At 46.0% G+C, this 21,632-nt stretch carries 16 protein-coding genes; 7 read left to right on the top strand and 9 right to left on the bottom strand.

Going from position 1 to position 21,632, the window contains the following annotated elements:
- The first annotated feature begins 19 nt into the window (after positions 1-19).
- Positions 20-1,426 (top strand): porin, encoded by a 1,407-nt coding sequence (locus tag L1076_RS10030; RefSeq protein ID WP_038865747.1) that lies wholly within the window; start codon positions 20-22, stop codon positions 1,424-1,426.
- A 40-nt stretch (positions 1,427-1,466) separates the two neighbouring features.
- On the opposite strand, the gene L1076_RS10035 is transcribed toward L1076_RS10030, so the two are convergent.
- The 6 genes from L1076_RS10035 to bcsE all read right to left on the bottom strand — a co-directional run bounded on the left by L1076_RS10035 (position 1,467) and on the right by bcsE (position 7,209).
- Complete coding sequence (locus L1076_RS10035; RefSeq protein ID WP_038865745.1) at positions 1,467-1,649, bottom strand: hypothetical protein; 183 nt, start codon at positions 1,647-1,649, stop codon at positions 1,467-1,469.
- A 634-nt stretch (positions 1,650-2,283) separates the two neighbouring features.
- A complete protein-coding gene (locus tag L1076_RS10040) occupies positions 2,284-2,745 on the bottom strand; it encodes an NfeD family protein (RefSeq protein ID WP_045409083.1) in 462 nt (153 codons plus the stop codon).
- Between the two features lie 3 nt (positions 2,746-2,748).
- Positions 2,749-3,669, bottom strand: coding sequence for an SPFH domain-containing protein (locus L1076_RS10045; RefSeq protein ID WP_038865742.1), 921 nt, complete (start codon positions 3,667-3,669; stop codon positions 2,749-2,751).
- Positions 3,670-3,830: 161 nt separating this feature from the next.
- Complete coding sequence (bcsG, locus tag L1076_RS10050; RefSeq protein ID WP_237303562.1) at positions 3,831-5,453, bottom strand: cellulose biosynthesis protein BcsG; 1,623 nt, start codon at positions 5,451-5,453, stop codon at positions 3,831-3,833.
- Positions 5,453-5,629 (bottom strand): hypothetical protein, encoded by a 177-nt coding sequence (locus L1076_RS10055; protein ID WP_237303563.1) that lies wholly within the window; start codon positions 5,627-5,629, stop codon positions 5,453-5,455. The genes bcsG and L1076_RS10055 overlap by 1 nt, the downstream gene beginning before the upstream one ends.
- On the bottom strand, positions 5,626-7,209 hold the full coding sequence (bcsE, locus tag L1076_RS10060) for a cellulose biosynthesis protein BcsE (protein WP_237303564.1): 1,584 nt from the start codon (positions 7,207-7,209) through the stop codon (positions 5,626-5,628). Before bcsE ends, L1076_RS10055 begins: the two co-directional genes overlap by 4 nt.
- A gap of 478 nt (positions 7,210-7,687) precedes the next feature.
- Between bcsE and L1076_RS10065 the strand changes: the two genes are divergently transcribed.
- The 6 genes from L1076_RS10065 to L1076_RS10090 are packed head-to-tail and all read left to right on the top strand — an operon-like array spanning position 7,688 to position 18,434.
- A complete protein-coding gene (locus L1076_RS10065) occupies positions 7,688-7,885 on the top strand; it encodes a hypothetical protein (protein WP_038865736.1) in 198 nt (65 codons plus the stop codon).
- Positions 7,882-8,655: a cellulose biosynthesis protein BcsQ gene (gene bcsQ, locus L1076_RS10070; protein WP_237303565.1), complete on the top strand. Its 774-nt coding sequence runs from the start codon at positions 7,882-7,884 to the stop codon at positions 8,653-8,655. Before L1076_RS10065 ends, bcsQ begins: the two co-directional genes overlap by 4 nt.
- Positions 8,656-8,658: 3 nt before the next feature.
- The gene (bcsA, locus tag L1076_RS10075) at positions 8,659-11,292 is read left to right on the top strand and encodes a UDP-forming cellulose synthase catalytic subunit (protein ID WP_237303566.1); all 2,634 of its coding nucleotides are present in this window, start codon (positions 8,659-8,661) and stop codon (positions 11,290-11,292) included.
- Complete coding sequence (gene bcsB, locus L1076_RS10080) at positions 11,282-13,573, top strand: cellulose biosynthesis cyclic di-GMP-binding regulatory protein BcsB (protein WP_237303567.1); 2,292 nt, start codon at positions 11,282-11,284, stop codon at positions 13,571-13,573. The genes bcsA and bcsB overlap by 11 nt, the downstream gene beginning before the upstream one ends.
- The gene (gene bcsZ, locus L1076_RS10085) at positions 13,570-14,676 is read left to right on the top strand and encodes a cellulose synthase complex periplasmic endoglucanase BcsZ (RefSeq protein ID WP_237303568.1); all 1,107 of its coding nucleotides are present in this window, start codon (positions 13,570-13,572) and stop codon (positions 14,674-14,676) included. The genes bcsB and bcsZ overlap by 4 nt, the downstream gene beginning before the upstream one ends.
- Positions 14,667-18,434 carry a cellulose synthase subunit BcsC-related outer membrane protein gene (locus L1076_RS10090; RefSeq protein ID WP_237303569.1) on the top strand — a complete coding sequence of 1,256 codons (3,768 nt, stop codon included), beginning with the start codon at positions 14,667-14,669 and terminating at the stop codon, positions 18,432-18,434. Before bcsZ ends, L1076_RS10090 begins: the two co-directional genes overlap by 10 nt.
- A 104-nt stretch (positions 18,435-18,538) precedes the next feature.
- On the opposite strand, the gene L1076_RS10095 is transcribed toward L1076_RS10090, so the two are convergent.
- The 3 genes from L1076_RS10095 to L1076_RS10105 all read right to left on the bottom strand — a co-directional run bounded on the left by L1076_RS10095 (position 18,539) and on the right by L1076_RS10105 (position 21,631).
- Entirely contained in the window at positions 18,539-19,393 is an 855-nt protein-coding gene (locus L1076_RS10095; protein WP_038877553.1) for a co-chaperone YbbN, read from the bottom strand.
- Between the two features lie 455 nt (positions 19,394-19,848).
- Positions 19,849-20,676: an SDR family oxidoreductase gene (locus L1076_RS10100; RefSeq protein WP_045409070.1), complete on the bottom strand. Its 828-nt coding sequence runs from the start codon at positions 20,674-20,676 to the stop codon at positions 19,849-19,851.
- A gap of 37 nt (positions 20,677-20,713) precedes the next feature.
- The gene (locus L1076_RS10105) at positions 20,714-21,631 is read right to left on the bottom strand and encodes a TIGR01777 family oxidoreductase (RefSeq protein WP_045409068.1); all 918 of its coding nucleotides are present in this window, start codon (positions 21,629-21,631) and stop codon (positions 20,714-20,716) included.
- Position 21,632 lies beyond the last annotated feature (1 nt).

A 21,632-nucleotide genomic window follows, 5' to 3' on the forward strand; every position in this document is an offset into this window, starting at 1 on the left:
ATTTTTAGGAGTTTTTTCCATGGACAAATTTTTCAAGGTTTCAGCACTAACCGCAGCAATGTTTGGTGCAGTAGCGGTAGCTCCAGCTACGGCTTCTACTGAAAGTGCTGCTGGTGGTGAGTATGTAGAGAAAGTTAACGAGTTTATGAGCGACTCATCATTGAACGCAATGTTCGTTGTTGATACTCGTTCTCGTACACGTACTAGCGGTAAGCCTGGTGGTGAAAATGGCGATCGTTGGAGTCGTCTAAACTACTCATCTTACAATGCAATTATTGACTTCACTTCTGGCTACCATGACGGTTGGTTAGGTGCTGACGTCGCTGCTTACTACTCTGGTGACCTATACAATGATAGCTTGAAAGGCGCAGACGGCTACCTATGTAACGAAATCTCTACGTGTACTAACCTAGACTGGGGTGCAGGTGACGGTGATCAGCTTAAAGTTTACAAAGCGGCTCTGAAATTTAAGACTGGCGAAAACTTTAACGCTCGCGTCGGTATGCTACAAGCTGGTGGCAACGGTACAATCGGTAACGTTTGGAGTTTTGTACCTGGTACGTACCGTGGTTTCGAGCTAAACGCGAAACTTGGTGATTTCAACCTAAGCTACTTCGGTGCAGACCAATTCACAGCACCTTGGTTACTACATGAAGATGATTACGCGCCAGCGCTATGGTCAGACACTTCATGGAGCTACCTACACTCTCTAGGCTTGAACGGTAACATCACTGACGCTCTATTCTTCCAAGTTGGTCTTGGTCAAGCGACAGGCGTTAAATACGCGAACGGTATCGATTGGGGTGCAGGTCAAGTAACTAGCTACCATGACGACACTGATAACACATCATACAAAGCTTACTTGAAGTACACAGTAAGTGACCGCACTACTCTTGCATTCGACTTCTACGGTGTTGATGATGATGTGAAATACGATGGTCTAGGTTTCCATACTGGTCTATCTCTAAACCAATCTTTCGGCAAGCTATCTTGGATGTCTGAGCTACGCTACACAGATACAGACAACCGTTCGGATTTCGTTCCACGTACTATCCATACTTACGGTATGAACAACGGTACTTGGTCACAATGGTGGGATGCACTATCTGACTGGAACAAAGCTGGTGAGCTAGCTTGGTACAACCGTCTTTCTTACAACCAAGGTAACGGTTGGAACTACTACCTAGGCTTGGGCTATGGTTCTGGTGCAGATTCTGCAGCGAGTGGCGCATCAGGTGACTGGGATTACGAGAGCGAGTACGCAGTTAACGCAACGGTTTCTTACTCTCTACAAAGTGGTTCTCTTAAAGGTACAACCGTTCGTCTACACGGTACTATCCTAGAGCGTGACGAGTTTGCTGGTGCAGCAGACGCGGACGAGACAGATCTACGTCTACAAGTTCTTATCCCATACAGCTTCCACTAATATTCAGAAGCTAAGAAAAAGGAGCCATTCGGCTCCTTTTTTATTTCACTTTTTTTCCGTCATACATTTTGCAATAGAGTGGCGGCAGCATGTGTACGTTGCCATTAGGCAGTTCACATTTTATTTCTGGTGCTAATGTTCTACCACCTGAAGCTCCATTTGCTAGCGAGGTCAAAGGCATTAAAGCTGCAATCGCGATTAACAATCCAGTTACCAGTTTCATATTATTTACCTTGTAATCTAGAACGTATTTTGCTTTTTAAATTCAATTTAATTACTTGGAATAGGCCTACAAACTAAAAGTAATTAGAGCAGAGAGTTTTACTCGTTTTCATGCCCTGATTTTAGTTGTCCCATGATCCACCTTGAAAGCGGCACATCTCGCTAGGAATATGGGAAATATCTCCACTTGGTAGAGTACACTCGACAATAGGCCCCAGGTTGGTGGTTCCTCCATTCCCGTTGTTATAGGCGAATGAAGAAAACGCAAATATGCTGCACGCTAAAAATAAAAAAAACTTCTTCATAGTACTTCCTCTTACTTACCTTAAAAAAATATAAGCACTTAATAGACATGCTTATGCGTTAAGTATGTATAGAGACCTAGAAAGATCAAAATTAAATTCAACAAGGTTTTATTTTTTAAAATAAATTTAGATTTTGAAAAAGTAATTATATTTCGCTATGTGTTTGAATTATTAAAATTGAAAATTTAAAATTAGGTAGAAAAGAGAGGATGTTGATAATATTTCTATCACTTAATTTACATAATTAATTTAAATAAGTGGATGAAATAAAAGAGGTAGTGGGATTAGGAATAGAATAGGGCGCATAGCACCCTATTATTTTGACAAACATCATCGAGAAATAGGTTTTATCTTAAGAATTATGCCATCAACAGCAATAATTTCGACTCGAGTTCCTGTTGGTAAATCGTGTTCTGACTCAGCAGACCAAGTAGTATCTGCCACTCGTAAGCGGTTCATCCCCACCGTGAAGTCTTCATCTAACGTCACGATACTGCCGACTAATTGCTTCTGTTTTTGGTTAAGATCGCGCGCACTGTCGCTCTTGCGATCTTTCGACCATTGTTTTCGCCACCATAGCCAAGTTGTCACCAAGCTGAATGCCGCAAAGGCTAACCACTGCATTTGCCAGCCGATTGGTAGCACAGATAAAATCGCACCTACGATCAATGCAGAGATGCCAAGCCATAGGAAGTAGCCTGCTGTGCCGAGTAACTCAACAGCTAACAATGCGAGGCCGAAAGCAATCCAATGCCAGAAAGTGATGCCTTCTAATAAACTAAATAAGTCCATAGGCTAGCCTTTGTCTTTGCTTTGTTGGAACATTTCAGCAATACCAGCAACAGAGCCCATTAAACCAGTTGCTTCGATTGGTAGCATGATGATTTTCCCATTTTCTGCTTGGCCAATACTCTTCAATGCGTCGGTATAGCCTTGAGCAATAAAGTAGTTCACCGCTTGAACGTCACCTTTAGCGATGGCTTCTGACACCATGTAAGTCGCTTTTGCTTCCGCTTGCGCCGCACGTTCGCGGGCTTCTGCGTGTAAGATCGCAGACTGCTTTTCACCTTCCGCTTTTAAGATCTCTGATTGTTTTTGACCTTCTGCTCGTAAGATTTCTGCTTGGCGCACACCTTCAGCTTCTAAGATCTCTGCACGTTTATTACGTTCTGCTTTCATCTGAGCATTCATTGCAGCAGTCAGATCTGCTGGTGGCTGAACGTCTTTGATTTCTATACGAGTGACTTTCACTCCCCATGGGTTTGTTGCTTGGTCAACAATAGAGAGAAGCTTGGTGTTGATCATGTCACGCTGGCTGAGCATTTCGTCCAGCTCCATTGAACCAAGTACGGTACGGATGTTGGTTAATGTGAGGTTACGAATAGCATGTTCTAGATCGTTAACTTCATAAGCCGCTTTGGCTGCGTCGATAACTTGAACAAAGCCGACTGCGTCGATGACGACATTCGCATTATCTTTAGAAATAACCTCTTGAGCTGGAATGTCGAGAACGCGTTCCATCATATTGATCTTCTGACCAATTCTATCAATAAACGGAATAATTAAGTTCAGGCCCGGTTTAAGTGTGTGGGTATAACGTCCAAAGCGTTCAACCGTCCAGTTGTTCCCTTGAGGTACAGTCTTAATCGCAGAGGCAAGAATAATAACGGCTAGAGCAACGAAAATACCGATGGTGATCAATGAGTCAATTGGCATGTGCTATTCCCTTAAGTGCATAATGTTTAATCCATTCTTACTTATTTATGCGTATTAAACAATCGTAGAAATGAGAGCTTGGATAGATAACAGGCAGAATAAAGGCCGGAATACACCAGCCTTTATTGTTGCTAAAAATTCATGCCGTTAACATGTGAATGCTATTTAGTTGGGTATTCAATCCAACTGGTACCATCTAATGAGACGTAGTACTTACCATTTACCTCAATTACGGTTGAGCCAGAGTTTTGAGCGACCACACGGGTTTCTGGTAAGTTGCCAGCCAATTCGCTCGGGTTGAATGATTCCTTATCATAAATGTTTTGTTCAAGAATATTCGATACCAATTGTGATAGAGCTAAGTAGCTTGAAGGCGCTTTAACGTGCTTAGTATTGCCTTGGCGTTGAATTCCTTCACCGAAGACTTTAATCCCAACCGGTGTGTGAACGATGGTCGGCGCTGGAATTTCACGCATACCAGAGATCTGCATTCTATCACCTCGCATACCGGCGCCATGTTCTGGCACTAATGCAACAACAATATTACGTTTGGAGGCTTTTAGCTCTTGGAAGAACGAGTAAAGATCATCAAGAAGATTCTTTAGGCGTTTCTTGTAACTCACCATAGACGTTGTCGAGTTTGCATTGATGATGCGGTTACCATCATGCAATGAAATAGTGTTATACAACGCAACCACTTTCTCATCATCGCTTTTGATTCGTTGCTGCCACCAGTCATCAAGCACCTGTTTATCACGGAAGATAGAGGAGCCATCGAACGACTTTTGGTAAGGCTTGAACCCTTCTTGAGACATCAGGTTCGTTTTTAGATCGCCATCTTTTTTGATCAGTTCTAAGAAGCTATCGAACACACCGTTGTGGTTCATCAACAGATTTTCTTTGAAGCCGAGATCTTTCAGGTTATCGAACAAGTAACATTGCTTTGGAGCAGGCTCGAACAATTTACTGTGTTCTTGCTGGCCACAACTTGCTCTCAGCAGCCTTACAACGGCTGGTCCGCTGTAGGATGTTGCCGCGCTGAAGTTATCAAACATGACATCAAATTCTTTGAACAACGGGTGATCGGCCAAACCAGCAATCTCGATGTCATCCCAAGCGACGGAACAGATGCTCAAGAACAGCAAATCAAACGGAGCATCTTGTGCACTATCAGGGCTGAACGAGACACGTCGTGACGCTTCTTTCGCAAAGAAATCTGCTGTCATACTGTTTAGCGACTCATCGTTGATTTCTGTGACTTGAGGTTGTGCCGTTTCCGCCACTTCCGTAGTTGCTGGTAGCGCAGGTTGAGTTGTCTCAACGGTGACTGAACTCTGTGGCGTTTTTGGAATGCTGACGTAAATCATCGCGATGACAACGAATACAGAAACACGTAAAAACTTACTCAGAATGAAATACGCTGCGCACAAAGCAAACAACCCAAGCAATGCTTGAACAGAGATGAAGCGTCCCATGAGTTCGACAAGATAGCTAAACTCAAACTGCATCAACTGACCCGCCTGAGCCCATAATCGCTCTAGCGGGGGTAAGAAAGAGTCATAATGCAGTAGCCATGCAGCGATGATCACTGCGATAACATGTCGCAGGACATTCAATGCTTTGATTGGCACTGGTAACAGAATAAAGAGCAAGAGCGCAAAGTTTTCTAGCGGATGGAAATCGATGGTCCCTTGGAGGAAAAGGGCTACTTTGGCAATAAAATAAATGTTCCACCAACCCAATCCAATTGTGAATTGAGCAGGCTGTTTAGAGTGTGAAGTCATCACTTAAGCTTCTTGTTTTTGTTTACAGAAAGATCTTGCTCAAAGTACTGAGCGCGTTTTAAGTATCTATCGTAGAATCGCTTTATCGCGCTGACTGCATCACGCAGAAAGTAGCCTAGGATTAATCCGATACAAAGGCTAATGCCTACGGTGAGCACAAAGTCATCAATGTTCATTCCTGCTCCTTAATGTTGATGGCTTTCTTTACTGCGAACAAAGCAGGTACCTCGCTCATCGGCTTTTTCGTTACCGCGAAAATCTGCTTCTCAGTGGTCAAGCTTGATACCTCCTCAGAGATGCTGACTTCATCCTCTAGGATGTATTTTAGTTCAGCTTCGATGTCATAATGGGTATCGAAGGTGCGCGTTGAGTGAAACAGATCTCGAGGTGGAAACTCGAAAATATTATTAAGAGCAACATCGATGTCGTTATGACGAATAGCACTGAACAAAACATAAAGTGCTTTGTTACACGCGGTGACGACATCACCATCTCGTCGGATGTGGCACAAACGCAGACATTCTTCAGGGCTCATTCCCGGCAGCAAATTCAACTTAATCAGAGCAAAGTTGACGTTAGAACGGCTCGAACTGGCGATCACATCTGTACAGTATTGACTGAAGTCTCTGTTATGCAGGTAACCTTTGCTGCCAAATTTAACGTCGTACTTTAGTAAGGCCTCTAAGCTTTGAGGTAACGCACGCGTCAGCATTTGTCCTTGTATGGCCTCTACCTGAGTCATAAAGCGCATCTGAGGCACCTGCACCGGTGAAATCAGGTTTACGCCAGCACGAAGTAGAAACTTTTCGTCCGCATATCGTAAACATTGTTGTGTTTCTCTGATCACGAGCTTGAGTTGTCTGCCCGCTTTCGTGCGCAGTCGGTAGCAATCCAATGCCAACTGTTGTACTTCGCTTTGGCTTGAGCAGTTGAAAACAATGGTTGATGCTCTTGGGCTGTCTAACATCTCTAATAGCTGTTGGTTATTTTCTGCTAGGTGCATTCCTTTCGGAACTTTTGTGCTATCACCTAAGGCTTCTTTCGTAATGTAAAGTCGTTCGCTATCGGCTTTGTCTTCTGTAACGTCGTTCGTTTGCAACTTCTCATAGGGTGTCGCGAGCAAGTGGCCGTCATCATCAAAAGATAGGATGTATTCTTCTTCTGATTTCACCCCATGCTTGTTGGACCAAAAGTCGACAAAGTAACTGTATCGTGTTTCATCTAATGCGCTCATCGTCGCGAGACCGGCGAGGTATTGATTATTCGTCAACAACTTAGGCTTAAGTATCGATGTCGCCAAATGACCATAGATACATATATTGATTATGAGCGATTTTTTATGAGCGAATTCATTAATTGTTTTTAGGAATATGCCTACATCTTTGTCGCTGCAGTGAGATAAAATCGAGTCGGGAATAAACAAAATATAGTTAGAGTTCTTAATGATATTTATTTTGTGAATGTCTTTGGCGAGAATAATTGGGTTTAACTTCTTTTTATGGTTTTTATTACTTACAAAGTAGACCTTATCAAGATAACTATCAGATAAGTCATTGAATTTTTGTGATGCTTTGCGATTTAGGCCGGATAGGAAGGTTTCTTTATTGGTGAAACTTGTAAGCGAAGTGTTGTGACTTTGGTCTGATGCACTAGTTAAGAATTCAATTGTCATGTGTTTGTGAGAAAATAAATTGACGTATACCGATTTACTTGCTCGATCACTGGTAATTGCGGACAGACCGTTTATTAATGACATCAAAATAGCCTTTTAATCAGATGGTTATGTTCAATCTTGGTTGTCTTTATCGTTGTGCTGTATGTAAAACGTTACAGAAAAAAATGCCAGTGTGACAATAAAATGACGCGAAGATATTAAACGAAATTGATCAAAAATAAAATTAGATATAGCATTATCTGCCTTGATGTTTATAAGTTTAAAATTAGGCATTTGCAAATCAATATATTTAAAGTTCGCCTATAGTTTTATCTTATATGTCGTAAACGGATAATTACAACTCATCTTCATAACCTCAGTTTCTGAAGCCTAACATCGTATAGGAATTTAATAATCATGTGATCAATGACTTAGGTTGTTCACATTTTTTCTCATTCTATAAATATGTGATGCACGGGTTAGGTGCGTCAAATTTTCATCATCGTATTTGATAAAAATTTAAGCAAGATAGGAATGTCTTAGCGCTTTATCAGATACGTGGATAACGTGGAAAGATGTCGTGACAGAGCCAGCAAAAGACATTAATTCGATCTACTCTTCATATGACTTAACTCAGCATCAATATGTTGAGACGACAGAAAACGAGTCGTATCTCAATGTGAAAAGTAAATGGTTGGTTTTTCAATCTCAATCGACCAAAGACAGTGGCGTTGGGATCAAAAACAAACAAGCAGGTATTGAAACGGAAGCGATATGAAGCGCCTTCTTTTTGTTAGCCTGAGGTGCGGGTGTGGATCAACCACGGTAACCGCAAACTTGGCTCAAGCTTTAGTCAAAATTAACAAGCAGGTTCTTGCGATCGACGCAGTGCCTGAGAATCTGTTACGCCTTCATCTTGGCCTTCCTTATGAAGAGCAAGACGGTTGGGCAGCACGTGTGTTGTCTGGCGATGCTTGGGTAGAGGCCGGGTATCAAAGCCCGCAAGGCGCTCTGTTGCTGCCATTTGGCGAATTGGATGCCGATCAAAAGGGTCAGTTCGCTCAATCTTATCAATACCTTCAAGCGCTTGGTCGCTCAACGTTGCAAGTCACAGATGCAGAGCAATGGCAGTTGTTCCATGGTGATATGTCTTACCTCATGACTCCAGAAATGAACGCGTTTGTTGAGTCGATGGACATGGTGTTTGTGGTTATTAACGCTGACGCAATGAACTACGCAGCGTTACAAACGGCGCTTAGCCACTCGCCTCAACTCAGCAACCTGCTTGACTCTGGTAAGCTGCGTTACATTCTCAATCAATATCAGCCTGAGACTGAGATTGGTCGAGATTTCATGCTGGTGTTTAAGAAGGAACTTCAAGCGTCGTTAGTGCCTGTTCTCATGCACCGTGATACGGCATTGGCTGAATGCGCCGCCAATTTGACGACCGTTCAGCATTACTCTCCGACGAGCCAAGCAGCGAAAGATTACCAGTCTTTGGCATTTTGGTGCGTTTCTACGCTTGCTGCTGCAACTTCTCAGGGCTAATGCATGCGTAGCCTTAACCTTATCTTCCAAAGCTGGATAGTCGACCAATTTCAGTCGCACAAGCAGGCGTATGAGCAAGCTTGGGAGTGCAAAACCAATTGGTTGGGCAACATTGTGCTTTCTGTTTGGTTTTCATTGAGCTTTGTTTTCCTAAAACCTGTGATTTCTGGTGTTCCCTCTTGGAAGCTGCCTCTGGTCTATTTCCCACAAGTTAACTATGCCGCTCCTCGCTTGTTTGACCCGATTCGATTTGTTGTCCAGAGCGTTTGGTTACTGTGTTTTAAGCAAAGTGTGGCGTCCGCTTGGTCTCATCAAGCCAGTAGTGTCGTGATGCATCTTGCTGAGAAAATCCGCAATGCTTTCTACTTGTCGTTTGAGCTGGTGGCGAAAAGTGTTCGTTGGTTAGAAAAGGCCGCAAACCAAGTTAAAGATCCTGAAGTTCGTGAACGCATGAAAGCCAGCAAGTCTGCGATGGCCTTGAACTACGCATTGTTGTTCCTCGTTGTGTTGATCGCGTTGCTCTGTTTTACAGTGCCATTCGGTTACCAAGCACAGACTGTATTTGTGCTTTTATTGTGGGCACTTGCCATGATGGTGCGACGCATGCCGGGACGCTTTCCGACCATGTTGCTCATCATTCTTTCGGTGACAGCATCTTGCCGTTATCTCTGGTGGCGTTACTCATCAACCTTAAACTGGGACGATCCTATTGCACTGATCTTAGGGGGTATTTTGCTTTTGGCAGAAACCTATTCTTGGATCGTGTTGATGCTGGGTTACTTCCAGAATATATGGCCGCTTAACCGTAAGCCGCTTTCGATGCCACAAGATCAATCGACTTGGCCAACCATCGACTTGATGATTCCGACTTACAACGAAGATCTCGATGTGGTTAAAGCGACGGTGTACGCCTCAATGGGTGTGGACTGGCCAAAAGACAAATTAAAAATTCACATTCTCGATGATGGTAAACGAGACAGCTTCCGTGACTTCGCAAAGAGCGTAGGGGTTAACTACATTCGCAGGCCAACTAACGAGCATGCGAAAGCAGGTAACATCAACTATGCGTTAAAGCAGACGGATGGTGAGTTTGTGGCGATCTTCGACTGTGACCACATTCCAACTCGAGCATTCTTCCAGCTCACTATGGGCATGTTCCTCAAAGATCCGAAGTTAGCGCTGATTCAAACTCCGCACCACTTCTTCTCTCCGGATCCGTTTGAACGTAACTTGTCGAACTTCCGCAATGTGCCTAACGAAGGCAACTTGTTTTATGGGTTGATTCAAGATGGTAACGATTTGTGGGACGCGACGTTTTTCTGTGGCTCGTGCGCTATTTTGCGCCGTGAACCGCTTGAAGAAGTAGGTGGGATTGCAGTTGAAACCGTAACGGAAGACGCACATACGTCACTGCGCATGCACCGATTGGGCTATCGCTCTGCTTACCTTAAGCAGCCGATATCAGCGGGTTTAGCGACAGAAACCTTATCGGCACACGTAGGGCAACGTATTCGCTGGGCGAGGGGCATGGCGCAGATCTTCAGGGTCGACAACCCGCTCACCGGTAAAGGGCTGAAGTTGTCGCAGCGGCTTTGTTACGTCAATGCCATGCTGCATTTCTTATCCGGTATACCGCGTATTGTGTTTTTGATTGCACCTCTGGCGTTTTTGTTGCTGCACTCTTACGTCATTTACGCACCAGCATTGGCGATCATCCTGTACGTTTTGCCGCATATGATCCACGCCAGTATGACCAACTCACGCATGCAGGGTGACTATCGTTACTCCTTCTGGGGAGAAGTGTATGAAACCGTGCTTGCTTGGTACATCGCAAGACCAACCACCGTCGCTTTGTTTGCGCCTCATAAAGGGACATTCAATGTAACGGCGAAAGGGGGCTTAGTTGAAAAATCGCATTACGACTGGGTGATCTCTCGACCGTATTTGGTGCTCGTGGCACTGAATATTCTTGGTTTTGCCGTGGGCCTGTATCGAATGGGGTGGGGGCCCCAGGATGAGGTCGGCACTGTCATCGTGAACTTAGTATGGACGATGTACAACTTGCTGATCTTAGGTGCAGCGGTCGCGGTTGCGGTAGAAGCGAAACAGGTACGAAAAGATCACCGCGTAGAGGTGGCAATTCCTGTTGCGGTGAGATTGCATTCTGGGCATTTGATTCAAGCTCAGATGAAAGACTTTTCATTGGGGGGCGTCCGCATAGAAATCGATGGCGTTGACGAACAAACTTGCCAGTACTTACTCGGTCAGTCACTCGAAGTGATTCTGAATCGTGGTGGACAAGAATTCGTGTTCCCGATGACGGTTGCCTATGCTCATAAAGGCATGTTCGGTATGCAACTCAATGAATTGTCGCATCAACAACAAATCCAATACGTCCAATGTACATTTGCGCGAGCAGATACATGGGCGAAATGGCAACAAGGCTATCAAGCAGATAAGCCACTATCGAGTATGCAAGCCGTTCTACAAGTCGGCTTTAATGGATACAAGCGCTTGCTACAACACTGCCCGAAATTTGTCGTGGTCAGTGTGGATGCACTTTTATTTTGTATCGAATTTATTTGGTCACTTCGACCTCGCTATGTCCCAATCAGGACCACAAGTCATGCTAAATAATAAAAAACTAACAGCGTTGACGACGGCAATCACTCTGATGTGTATGTCGGGCAGTCTCGCGGCACAAGAAGTAAAACAGCAATTGTCGGAACCCCAAGCTCAGCAACAAGGCGCGGAAAATGCCACCGTCTTTAAGCGAGTTGTTCCATTTACTCAATTGGGCTACAGCGGCTCAATTGCGATTCAGGGCAGTGAAGCGAACGCTTATGTTGGCTTTGGCTCTCGCCTTGATGAGGTGGTTTCAAAAGCCACGTTGTACTTTGATATTACGCCTTCGCCAGCGTTACTTGCCTTGGTTTCACACGTCAAAGTGTATTTGAACAACGAGTTGATGGGCGTGGCGTCTATCGTTGATGGCCAGCAGGGTAAAAAGCTCAGTCTTTCTATGCCGCTGGATACGCGTTACTTCAGTAACTACAACCAAATTCGTTTTGAGCTGATTGGTAATACTCAAAAAGACTGTGCCAACCCGAATGATTCCAGTATTTGGGCCGAGATCAGCCAAAGCAGCCGCATCGAAATGTTTGTGCAAAAAACGCAGCTAGAAAGCGATTTGAGCTTATTGCCTGCGCCTTTCTTTGATGTTCGTGACTTTAGCCAACTTAATTTGCCTGTTGTGATGGGCGATAAATATGACTTAGACGAAGTCAAAGCCGCTGGTGTTTTGAGTTCCTACTTCGGTTCTTTAGCGGCTTGGCGTGGTGCGCAGTTCCCTCTGAGTTTCGACACTTTGCCAGAGCGCAACGCCGTGGTGTTTATCACCAACGACAACAAACCTGAATTCCTAAAAGACTTCCCAGATACGGATGGCCCGCGTGTCCAGGTGATTACCCACCCAACCGACCCATACGTGAAGCTATTGCTGGTGATTGGTCGTGATAGTGCTGACCTAAACACCGCAGTACGTGGCTTGGCATTGGGTAACCAGATTCTTACCGGCCCAATTGCCAAGATCAACGAGGTGAAGCAAATCAAACCTCGCGTACCTTACGATGCACCAAACTGGGTGAGCACAGATCGCCCGGTTGCGTTGTCTGAATTGGTTGAGCAAAAGAGCATGCTGCAAGTAGAAGGTCGCACACCACCGCCTATCAGCGTGAGCCTACGTTTGCCACCAGATCTGTTTACTTGGCAGAGCCGTGGTATTCCAATGGATCTGAACTACCGTTACTCACCGCCGACGGAAGACCATTCTGGCTCCCGTCTCACGTTGAGCATTAACGACCAGTTCATCGAAGCCTTTAACCTGACGACTGCTGGCCAAGGTGGCGACTCTAACCGCGTCCGTGTGCCATTGTTGGATGACAGCATTCTGAGCAGCGACGACCGTGTTCGTATTCCGGCATTCAAAGTGGGTAGCAAAAACCAGATCGATTTTGAATTTGGCTTTGCCTCTGTCACAGATGGTCAGTGTCAGGTCACTCAACCAAGCAAACAATATGCCGTGGTTGATGGCGACTCTACGCTCGACTTTAGCGGCTTCCCGCATTACATCGAAATGCCAAACATGCGTGCGTTTGCAACGTCTGGTTTCCCGTACACACGCATGGCGGATCTGTCTGAAACCGCTGTTGTGGTGCCAAAAAACGCACCAAAAGAAGCACTGCAAACCTTCTTGAATGTGATGGGATCTTTGGGCGGTGATTCTGGCTACCCAGGCATCCAAGTATTGTTGACCGATAAGTGGGATGCACAAGCGCTAAAAGACAAAGATATCTTGAGCATTGGTGTGGTGCGTTCATTAGAAGAAGCTGCGAACGACCCAGACCAAGTGAATTTGGTGGTTGAAGCGGGCGAGCGTCAAATTCGTCTACCAAGCAAGAATGAACAGCAGCTTGGCATGAACTGGATGGACCCAAGCGATGCGAACCAAGTGCCGGCTGATTATGTTTCGGTGGAAGCAGGCGGCTCCTTTGCTGCGATTTATGGCATGGAATCACCTTACACAAATAATCGCAGTTTAGTGTCTATCATGGCTGCTCATCCTGCCGATTTTGCTACGGTTGATGAAGCTCTCGCGGATTCGGGCAAAGTGGAGCATATGTTTGGCTCTGTGGTGACACTAAGAAACGATGAGGTCGCGAGCTATAACGTCGGTTCTCACTACTTTGTGGGTGAGCTGCCAGTGTGGCAATTAGTTTGGTTCCACTTCTCAAATCACCCAATTATCGTGGCATGCTTTGCTGCGCTATTGATGGTGATCGTGACTATTGTGCTTTGGCGTGTTCTGCGTCAGGTTGCTTCAAAACGTCTAGAGAAGACAGAGGAGGAAGAGGAATGAAAAAGCTGATTGCACTTATCATGCTACTGACTTCTCCTCAGCTGTGGGCAAACACCTGTGACTGGCCACAATGGGACACATTCAAGTCGGTTTATATCGAACAAGGCCGAGTCGTGGATGGTAGCGATGAGCGTATTATCACCACATCGGAAGGCCAGTCCTATGCGTTGTTCTTTGCTTTGGTTGCCAATGATCAAAAAGCGTTTGCCGAGGTATTAAACTGGACTCAAGTGCATTTAGCTGGTGGCGACCTTACGGCAAGATTGCCAGCTTGGTTATGGGGCAGAAAAGCGAACGGCAGTTTTGGTGTGTTAGATTCCAATGCTGCATCGGATTCCGACCTTTGGATTACTTACGCTTTGGTGGAAGCGGGTCGACTGTGGGATAACTATTATTACCAATCGCTTGGTCATCTGCTTGCTAGTCGTATTCTACGGGAAGAGACTGTGACCATTGACGGTTTGGGCACCGTGTTACTGCCTGCACCAACAGGGTTTGAGTTTGGTGATCGCTACCGTGTGAACCCGAGCTATGTGCCGTTACAGTTGATTGCACGAATGGAAGCTCTGTATCCGCAATATTCATGGGACGGCATGTATAAAGCAAGCGTGCAAATGCTAATGCAAACCATGCCAAAAGGTTTCAGTCCTGATTGGGCAACGCTCAGCCAAGGTCAGTACAGTGCTGACTCGGTGACTGGGCCAATTGGCAGTTACAACGCCATTCGTACCTACTTATGGGCGGGTATGCTTGATGACCAAGTCGCAGAAAAAGCTCAGCTGATTCAGCAAGTACAGCCCTTTGTCGCAGCGACTAAAGCGCTCGGCGCACCACCACGAGAAGTGAATACAGAAACGGGTGAGTACACTCAAGTTGGCAGTGCAGGGTTTTCTGCTGCTGCATTGCCTTTGTTGGCGGCGTCTGGTGAGTCTGAGCTGCTCAAAGCACAAGCAAGCCGAGCGCAGCAAGAGCTTATCTCGGACAGAAACGACCATTACTACGACAATGTTTTGAGCTTGTTTGGCCTAGGCTGGCATCAGGCACGCTACCGCTTTGGCAAACAAGGTGAACTGTTGCCTGCATGGAGCGAGCAATGCCAATAGCAAGACGTGCTTCGTGGTTGATCTCGCTGGCCATGATGGCGAGCGGGATTGCTCCTGTTTATGCACAAAGTTTTAGCTCAAAGCCGCTTAGCAAAGCGCAGTTAGCCGCAGTGTACCAACCAGTTGAAACGGTTCAGTTCTCGACGTCTCTTGCTCGGGTAAATTCGGTGGAGTGGCTGGTTGAACAACTGAAACTGGCGGATGCAATAGGACGCGACGACATTGTTGAAAGTACATTAGAGCGATTGTTTGCGATTGAGGAAGGCAACCCGATTGGCTTGTATTACCAAGCCAATATGTACTTAAAGCGTAAGCAACCTGAGTTGGCGAAGCAGACGTTTCAGCGTTTAACTAAAAAATCGCCAAATTCTCCACAAGCCAAAGACTTGGCTGCCATCATGTCTCTTCAAGGAGATAAGAAAGGCGATTACCAACGAGCTAAGCTGCTTGCTAAATCTGGCCGTTACGAAGAAGCCATCCAAGCGTATAAAGTCATTTTTCCAAACGGCATGCCTTCTGCTGCATTGCAGTTAGAGTTTCTTCAGCTGCAAAGCAATCTTGATGGAAGTTGGCAGGTGGTAAAACAAGGTTTAGAGTGCTTAAATGCAGATTACCCGGGTGTGCCTCAGTTTCAACTCGCATTGGCGAATCACATCCGCAAAGAGAACCCAGCTGACCCATGGATTTTGGATACCTACAAAAAGCTCGCTTTAGCGCCAGTCATTGGCAGCAGTGCAGCGACATCTTGGCTGCGTGCTCTCGATCAACTGCCGATCTCAGAACAAGTGGTTCAACAATACGCGATTCTTGCGAGTTACTATCCATCAGATCTTGAGATTCAACGCGCCAACCAAGGCGCGAAGAAGCGCTGGGAAACCGAGCAAGATCTACGTAAGGACCCAACCTATCTTGCCAAATTGAAAGGTCTCAAACTGCTGGATGAAGACAAAACCTTGCAAGCTGAGAAGCAGTTGCGTTATGCGATGACGACGCGTCCGAACGACCCAGAAATATTGGGTGGTATGGGCAAGGTCTATCTGCGTAAAGGTCAGCAACAAAAGGCGCTTGAGTACTTTGAACGTGCACAGCAGTTAGATAAAGACCCGGATAGCGCCTCGAAATGGGCCACTCTGATTGAAACCTCGCAATATTGGGCTTATTTGGATCAAGGTGATGCACTGGCTGAGAAAGGGCAGTTTAAACAAGCTGAAAGCCTTTACCGTAAAGCCATTCAGTCGGATAAAACACAGCCTTATGCTTTTACCTCTTTAGGGGCGCTTTACTTAGCACAAAAGAATTATGCCGCAGCAGATAGATCTTATATCCAAGCACTAAAACTGGAAGCGCTGAACGGATCTGCCTTACGTGGACGACTCGATGTTCGTATTGAGCAGCAGGACTGGGCGGGCGCGGCTTCGCTTGCACAGCGTTTTTCTCCAGCACAAAAACAGGTGGTGTCTGAGAAAATCAATGGCATTCAATCTGAGATCATTCTGGCGAGATTGCGCATTGCAATAGCGAAAGATGACCAAGTAGGTATGCAATCTGCAGTGGAAGAATTGATTGAGCTAAAACCAACATCGCCTTGGTTGAGACTGGACATCGCCGATGTGGTTCACTCTATGGGTGATAAACGTCGTGCCGACAGGCTGATGTCTGAATGGGCGACGAACAGCACTGATCCGGAAATGAAGTTCGCGTATGCCTTGTATCTCGCTCAAGATTTTAAAGTCGATGCGGCGATTTCTGAGTTAGAGAGTGTGCCGAAGCGCGAGGTTACCCCAGCCATGGAGCGTAACCTCACACGCTTAAAGCTCAATGCCGATTTACAAGATTTATCCTCGCGTTATCAGGCCTCACCGAAGACGGTTACTACCATGTTGACGTCGCTTGAGTCTCAATATGCTGGGCAAGTTCAACCTCTAGCGAGGCTTGTAAGTGCTTGGGTAGAGATTGAAAAGGTCAATGAAGCGCAGCGTATTTATCAAAGTATTCGCCCCTCAAGCAAATGGTCTACCGACGAAAAACTCGCTTACGGCAGTATGATGGTGAGCCTGAATCAGTTTGACGATTTCGACCAATGGTACGAAGGCTTGGCGTTGAGTAAAGACCAGCAAGCAGTCAGTGCCTCTGAAGCGCTGCAATTTGATGAACTCAAAACACGTCGTACTTTAGCGCAAGCGGATTTGTTACTCGCGAATCAACGACCAGAGCAAGCAATGGCTTTATATGAACGTATCTCATCAAAACCTGAACCATTCAAGACGCAAGCTCAGGTGGGGTTGCTGCAAGCTAGCGCACAGAGTGGGGATGAGGCAACCTATCACGACTTGCATCTGATCTTGAATAAGAAGCGTGACACGCTGAATGCTGTTCAGCTGATGACGGTTGCTTCGGTATTCAATCAACTTGGTTACCGCAATGATGCGAACACCCTGAACCGCTTGCTCGATGATACACAGGGCGCTGACGCTCTGGCGTATCGCAACAGCATGTCTATTGCGATGGACAATCAGCAATGGACGTTAGCGGAAGAGCGCGGACGTCAGGCATTGAATAGTGATCGAATTGAAAAAAGTGCAAAACCAGATGAAGCAAGTCTAGAGACGCTTACTTTGCGTGAGTTGTATGACACAGCAGATGACTACTGGCTAACGCGAAATGTTAAGTCGGACATCGATACGCTCCATGACCGCAGTGATGGTCATGTACTTATCGGTTGGGATTACAGTGCGCGTGATGGGCGTAACTCATCCAACCAAGTGCCAATCGAAGCGCGTATTCCGATTGAATCACTCGATGGGCATCTGTTGCTGAGAGCGGATTACGTATCTATCGATTCAGGCGAGCTAGATTACTACGAGAAGGAACCTGAAAAATTCCCAACTACAACAACGGTTCAAAATGATGCATCGGGTATGGCGCTTGGTGTGGGTTGGCAAGCCAAAGATTGGCAAGTGGATATCGGCACTACACCGATTGGTTTTGACCATACTACTTGGGTAGGCGGGGTCAGTGTGGATGGTGATCTCGGGGACTTCGGATGGACAGCAGAAGCGTCTCGCCGACCTGAAACCAGCAGCACACTTTCTTATGCTGGAATGACAGTACCGAGTGGAACCAGTGATCCTCAAGGCAAAAAATGGGGTGGTGTAGTTCGAACTGGCGTTAAGCTCAATTCGAGCTGGGATATAGGTGGCCCTTACGGTTTTTGGAGCAGCCTGCAATACCATACACTGACGGGTGAAAACGTTGAAGACAACACTCGCCTCGGTGTGCTTGGTGGGGCTTACTACAAACTGATCGCAACGGATGATCAGCGCCTGAGTATTGGCACTAACTTGATGTACCTCGACTATGACAAAAACTTGGGTGAATACACACTTGGTCATGGTGGCTACTACAGCCCGCAAAGTTATTTCTCTGTGTCATTGCCAGTCAACTATTACGGTCGCTACGACAGCACATGGTCGTATCAATTGAGTGCTTCCATTTCTAACTCATGGACAGAAGAAGATGCGCCTTATTTATCTTCTGGTGATAGTTCTGAGCGTGGTGGCGGCTTTGGTGCTTCGCTGCAAGCAGCCGTTGAGAAGCGAGTGAGTAAACGTTGGTATATCGGTGCGCTGGTGGATCTACAGCGTTCAGAGTTTTACACGCCAAACCATTTCATGCTGTACGGAAAATACACCTTCAATGACCGCTGGCAGCCGATTGAATACCCACCTGCGGTACCTACGCTGTACAGTGATTTTTAGTACCAGTCTCTCTCGCAACGAGTATTGCAGGAATGGTAGAAACAACAAAGGCCGGAGGTTTCCGGCCTTTTCTATTTGAGCTGTCCTGCTTTAAATCGATTCGCTTAGTACAAGATCGAGTAAAGTTGACGGCGGTACTTACTTGCCAGTGCGTTGCCTTGGCCAAGTGCGCTCAAGATATCCATAAAGACTTTCTTCACTTCACCATCTTGTGCGCCTAGGTTGGTCTTAAGAATGTTCCAAAGTAGCTCTAACGCTTCTTCATCGCGGCCCACTTGGTTGTACTGAACGGCAAGTTCACACGCCAATTCAATGTTATCAGGGTTTGCTGCTAGCTCTTGTTCAAGACGCTGAAGCTCTGGGCTTTCCGCTGCTTGAAGATGCAGGTCTAACTTCGCGATCAAACCTTTGTAGTAGTTGTCTTGGTATTCCAGTGGAATCGCGCTTAACAGCGTTTGTGCCAATTCAAACTGTTTGGTTTCCAGCAAGCAATCTGCCATCGCCAGTTTCACGTCGCCGCGGTTTTGAAGCTCTTCCGATAGCGTTTGTAGAATCGCTAACGCCTGAGCATGTTCACCTTGTTGGAGCAATTCACTTGCTTGCTTCAACTGCATCTCATCTTGGCTTGGTAGATGCTTTTGCAGCATTGCTGTAATCGCATCAATAGGCTGAGGACCACCCATACCATCGACGGCTTGGCCGTTCATGAATAATGCGATGGTTGGTAGCACTTGCACGCCAAATTGAGAAGCAAGAGCAGGTTGCTGTTCACAGTTCAATAGAGCAAGGGTAAATGCGCCGTTGTATTGCTGAGTCAGCATTTGTAGATCAGGAATCACTTGTGCGCTTTCTGGTTGAGCGCTCGCCCAAAAGTGGATCAATACAGGCGTGTTCATTGACCCTTCAAGCGTTTCACGGAAGTTTTGTTCTGTTAACTCAACGATAAATGGGGATTGCATCAGAGTATCCTTGCTTTTTGTTTCTTGTCGTTGATTGTAGATATGGAGTTGATATTTGGGAAATTCAAGCGATAGAAAGGAAAAACGCTGCCGAAGCAGCGTATTCCTGATAGCAAGCGAAAGTGCTATTAAATTTGGCTAGTCCAGCACGCTTTAGAAAGTCTTGTTAGACGTTATAGTGGTGTGCTGGGTGTGGTATCAAAATAGGATGAACATGGTCAACACTACACCCACACTAAGCCAGTTAAGCTGATTTAATGTCATTATTGTCTCGCGAAAATACAAAACAGAAAGGGTGGCGATACCAAATCTAAAGTGAGTATCCACATCGCGTTCAGGCACGATGGATGAAGATACTAACCTAGAAATTGATTCGAACATTGAGGCTTTCTTAACCTACATGCTCATAATGACATCACATTGTTACGGTAAAATTACATCGTGATAAAAATTTTTTATGCTGCTTGTCGCAAAATCTTATCAAGAATACGAGTTGGTAACAGGCGCTTCAATACCGCAAAAACTTTGGTCGGTGTGGTGATTCGGTAACGGATTTTGGGTTTATCACTGGTGAGTGCGTGGAGCACCGGCTCAATACAAGACTCAGCTGGAAGGACAAATTTGTTGTTCGACTTGTCGTTATCCAAACGCTGCTTTTGTCCTTCGTAAGCCGCTCTGTGGGCACTGTTTTCCACATCAATCCACTGCTCAAAAGCTTTTAAGGCATTTTGTCTAAACTGGGTTTCTATTGGGCCAGGTTCGATCAGTGCAACTTTGATGTTGGTGTCCATCAATTCCAAACGTAGCGTGTCTGTCCAGCCTTCAAGAGCGAACTTAGAGGCGTTATAGGCACCACGATATTTCATCGCCGCAAACCCTAGCACAGAGCTGTTTTGGATGATTCTTCCTTCACCCTGTTTGCGCATGTGTGGCAACACTTCTCTTACGAGTTGGTGCCAGCCAAAAAAGTTGGTTTGAAACTGCGCTTGAAGTGCTTCTGTCGGTAGATCTTCTAATGCGCCAGGTTGTCCGTAAGCGCCATTGTTAAACACGGCATAGAGTGTCCCCTCGGCCAGTTCCAGAGCTGTTGAAACTCCAGCAGAAATACTTTGAGGATCATTAAGATCTAACTGAATGCAGATTAAGCCTTCACTGGTTAAGCGTTGAACGTCTTGCTCGTTGCGACACGAGGCAATAACGTGAAAGCCCTCTTTTTGTAAAGCGTGGGCACACACGTAACCGATGCCTGTAGAGCATCCGGTGATTAAAACTGACTTTTTCATAGTAAGGGGCTCACTGGGAGGTAGTGAGCCTTATGATTCAACAACTTCTGTCTTGAAGCAAGTTCTTGAGTGCGGGTTCAACTCTTGAGTAGCTGAACTTGAAACCAAGCTCGGTCAGTTTCTTAGGCTTAGCGCGAATGCTATCGAACAGTAAGCACGATGACTCTCCCATCGCCATGTTCATCACCCATTTAGGAGTAAACAGGATATGCGGTCGCTTGAGGGTTTTCGCCAGTGTACCGCTAAAGATTCGGTTGCTGACAGGGTGGGGGGCGCACAAGTTGAACTCACCATGAGCATGTGGGGTTTCAAGTAGGTACATGATAGCGCGAACCATATCCAGAATATGAATCCAAGGCATGTACTGTTTACCGCTTCCCATCGGCCCACCTACACCTAGTTTGTAGGGCATCAGCATTTTTGCCAACGCGCCTCCATTTTGACCGAGGACAACACCAGTACGAATTAAACACACTCGTGTTTGTTCAGATTCTGCACGTTTGGCAATTTGCTCCCAACGAGCACACACAGAGTGAGCGAAAGCATCGCTATTCACGTGTAAGCACTCATCAAACGGGTGGTCTTGCTGGTCACCGTAATAGCCAACCGCAGAGCCGCTAATAAATACCACTGGTGGCTCGGTACTGGCGTGAATCAATTCAACGATCCGCTCGGTCACTTTCCACCGACTGTTACAAATGACCTCTTTCTGCTCCTTGCTCCAGCGTTTATCTGCAATCGGTTCGCCGGCAAGGTTAATCACCGCATCGACGTCATTGAGATCTTCAATCGAATCAAGGGAGTCGAGGTATTCTATATTACCGACATCAGCATGCTGTAGGCGTTGCTTCGCCTGCTCTGGGGTGCGAGTAAGCAGCATGATTTGATGCGTGGTAAGCAGTTTAAGTAACTCAGAGCCAATAAAGCCTGTACCACCGGTCAGTAATATCTTCATG

Source organism: Vibrio sp. MMG023 (assembly GCF_021654215.1).
Lineage (GTDB): Bacteria > Pseudomonadota > Gammaproteobacteria > Enterobacterales > Vibrionaceae > Vibrio > Vibrio jasicida.

What these genes read in the sequence shown, in the direction of transcription:
- L1076_RS10030 (WP_038865747.1), top strand. Translation starts at nt 20, where the DNA reads ATGGACAAATTTTTCAAGGTTTCAGCACTAACCGCAGCAATGTTTGGT.
- L1076_RS10035 (WP_038865745.1), bottom strand. Translation starts at nt 1,649, where the DNA reads ATGAAACTGGTAACTGGATTGTTAATCGCGATTGCAGCTTTAATGCCT.
- L1076_RS10040 (WP_045409083.1), bottom strand. Translation starts at nt 2,745, where the DNA reads ATGGACTTATTTAGTTTATTAGAAGGCATCACTTTCTGGCATTGGATT.
- L1076_RS10045 (WP_038865742.1), bottom strand. Translation starts at nt 3,669, where the DNA reads ATGCCAATTGACTCATTGATCACCATCGGTATTTTCGTTGCTCTAGCC.
- bcsG (WP_237303562.1), bottom strand. Translation starts at nt 5,453, where the DNA reads ATGACTTCACACTCTAAACAGCCTGCTCAATTCACAATTGGATTGGGT.
- L1076_RS10055 (WP_237303563.1), bottom strand. Translation starts at nt 5,629, where the DNA reads ATGAACATTGATGACTTTGTGCTCACCGTAGGCATTAGCCTTTGTATC.
- bcsE (WP_237303564.1), bottom strand. Translation starts at nt 7,209, where the DNA reads ATGTCATTAATAAACGGTCTGTCCGCAATTACCAGTGATCGAGCAAGT.
- bcsQ (WP_237303565.1), top strand. Translation starts at nt 7,882, where the DNA reads ATGAAGCGCCTTCTTTTTGTTAGCCTGAGGTGCGGGTGTGGATCAACC.
- bcsA (WP_237303566.1), top strand. Translation starts at nt 8,659, where the DNA reads ATGCGTAGCCTTAACCTTATCTTCCAAAGCTGGATAGTCGACCAATTT.
- bcsB (WP_237303567.1), top strand. Translation starts at nt 11,282, where the DNA reads ATGCTAAATAATAAAAAACTAACAGCGTTGACGACGGCAATCACTCTG.
- bcsZ (WP_237303568.1), top strand. Translation starts at nt 13,570, where the DNA reads ATGAAAAAGCTGATTGCACTTATCATGCTACTGACTTCTCCTCAGCTG.
- L1076_RS10090 (WP_237303569.1), top strand. Translation starts at nt 14,667, where the DNA reads ATGCCAATAGCAAGACGTGCTTCGTGGTTGATCTCGCTGGCCATGATG.
- L1076_RS10095 (WP_038877553.1), bottom strand. Translation starts at nt 19,393, where the DNA reads ATGCAATCCCCATTTATCGTTGAGTTAACAGAACAAAACTTCCGTGAA.
- L1076_RS10100 (WP_045409070.1), bottom strand. Translation starts at nt 20,676, where the DNA reads ATGAAAAAGTCAGTTTTAATCACCGGATGCTCTACAGGCATCGGTTAC.
- L1076_RS10105 (WP_045409068.1), bottom strand. Translation starts at nt 21,631, where the DNA reads ATGAAGATATTACTGACCGGTGGTACAGGCTTTATTGGCTCTGAGTTA.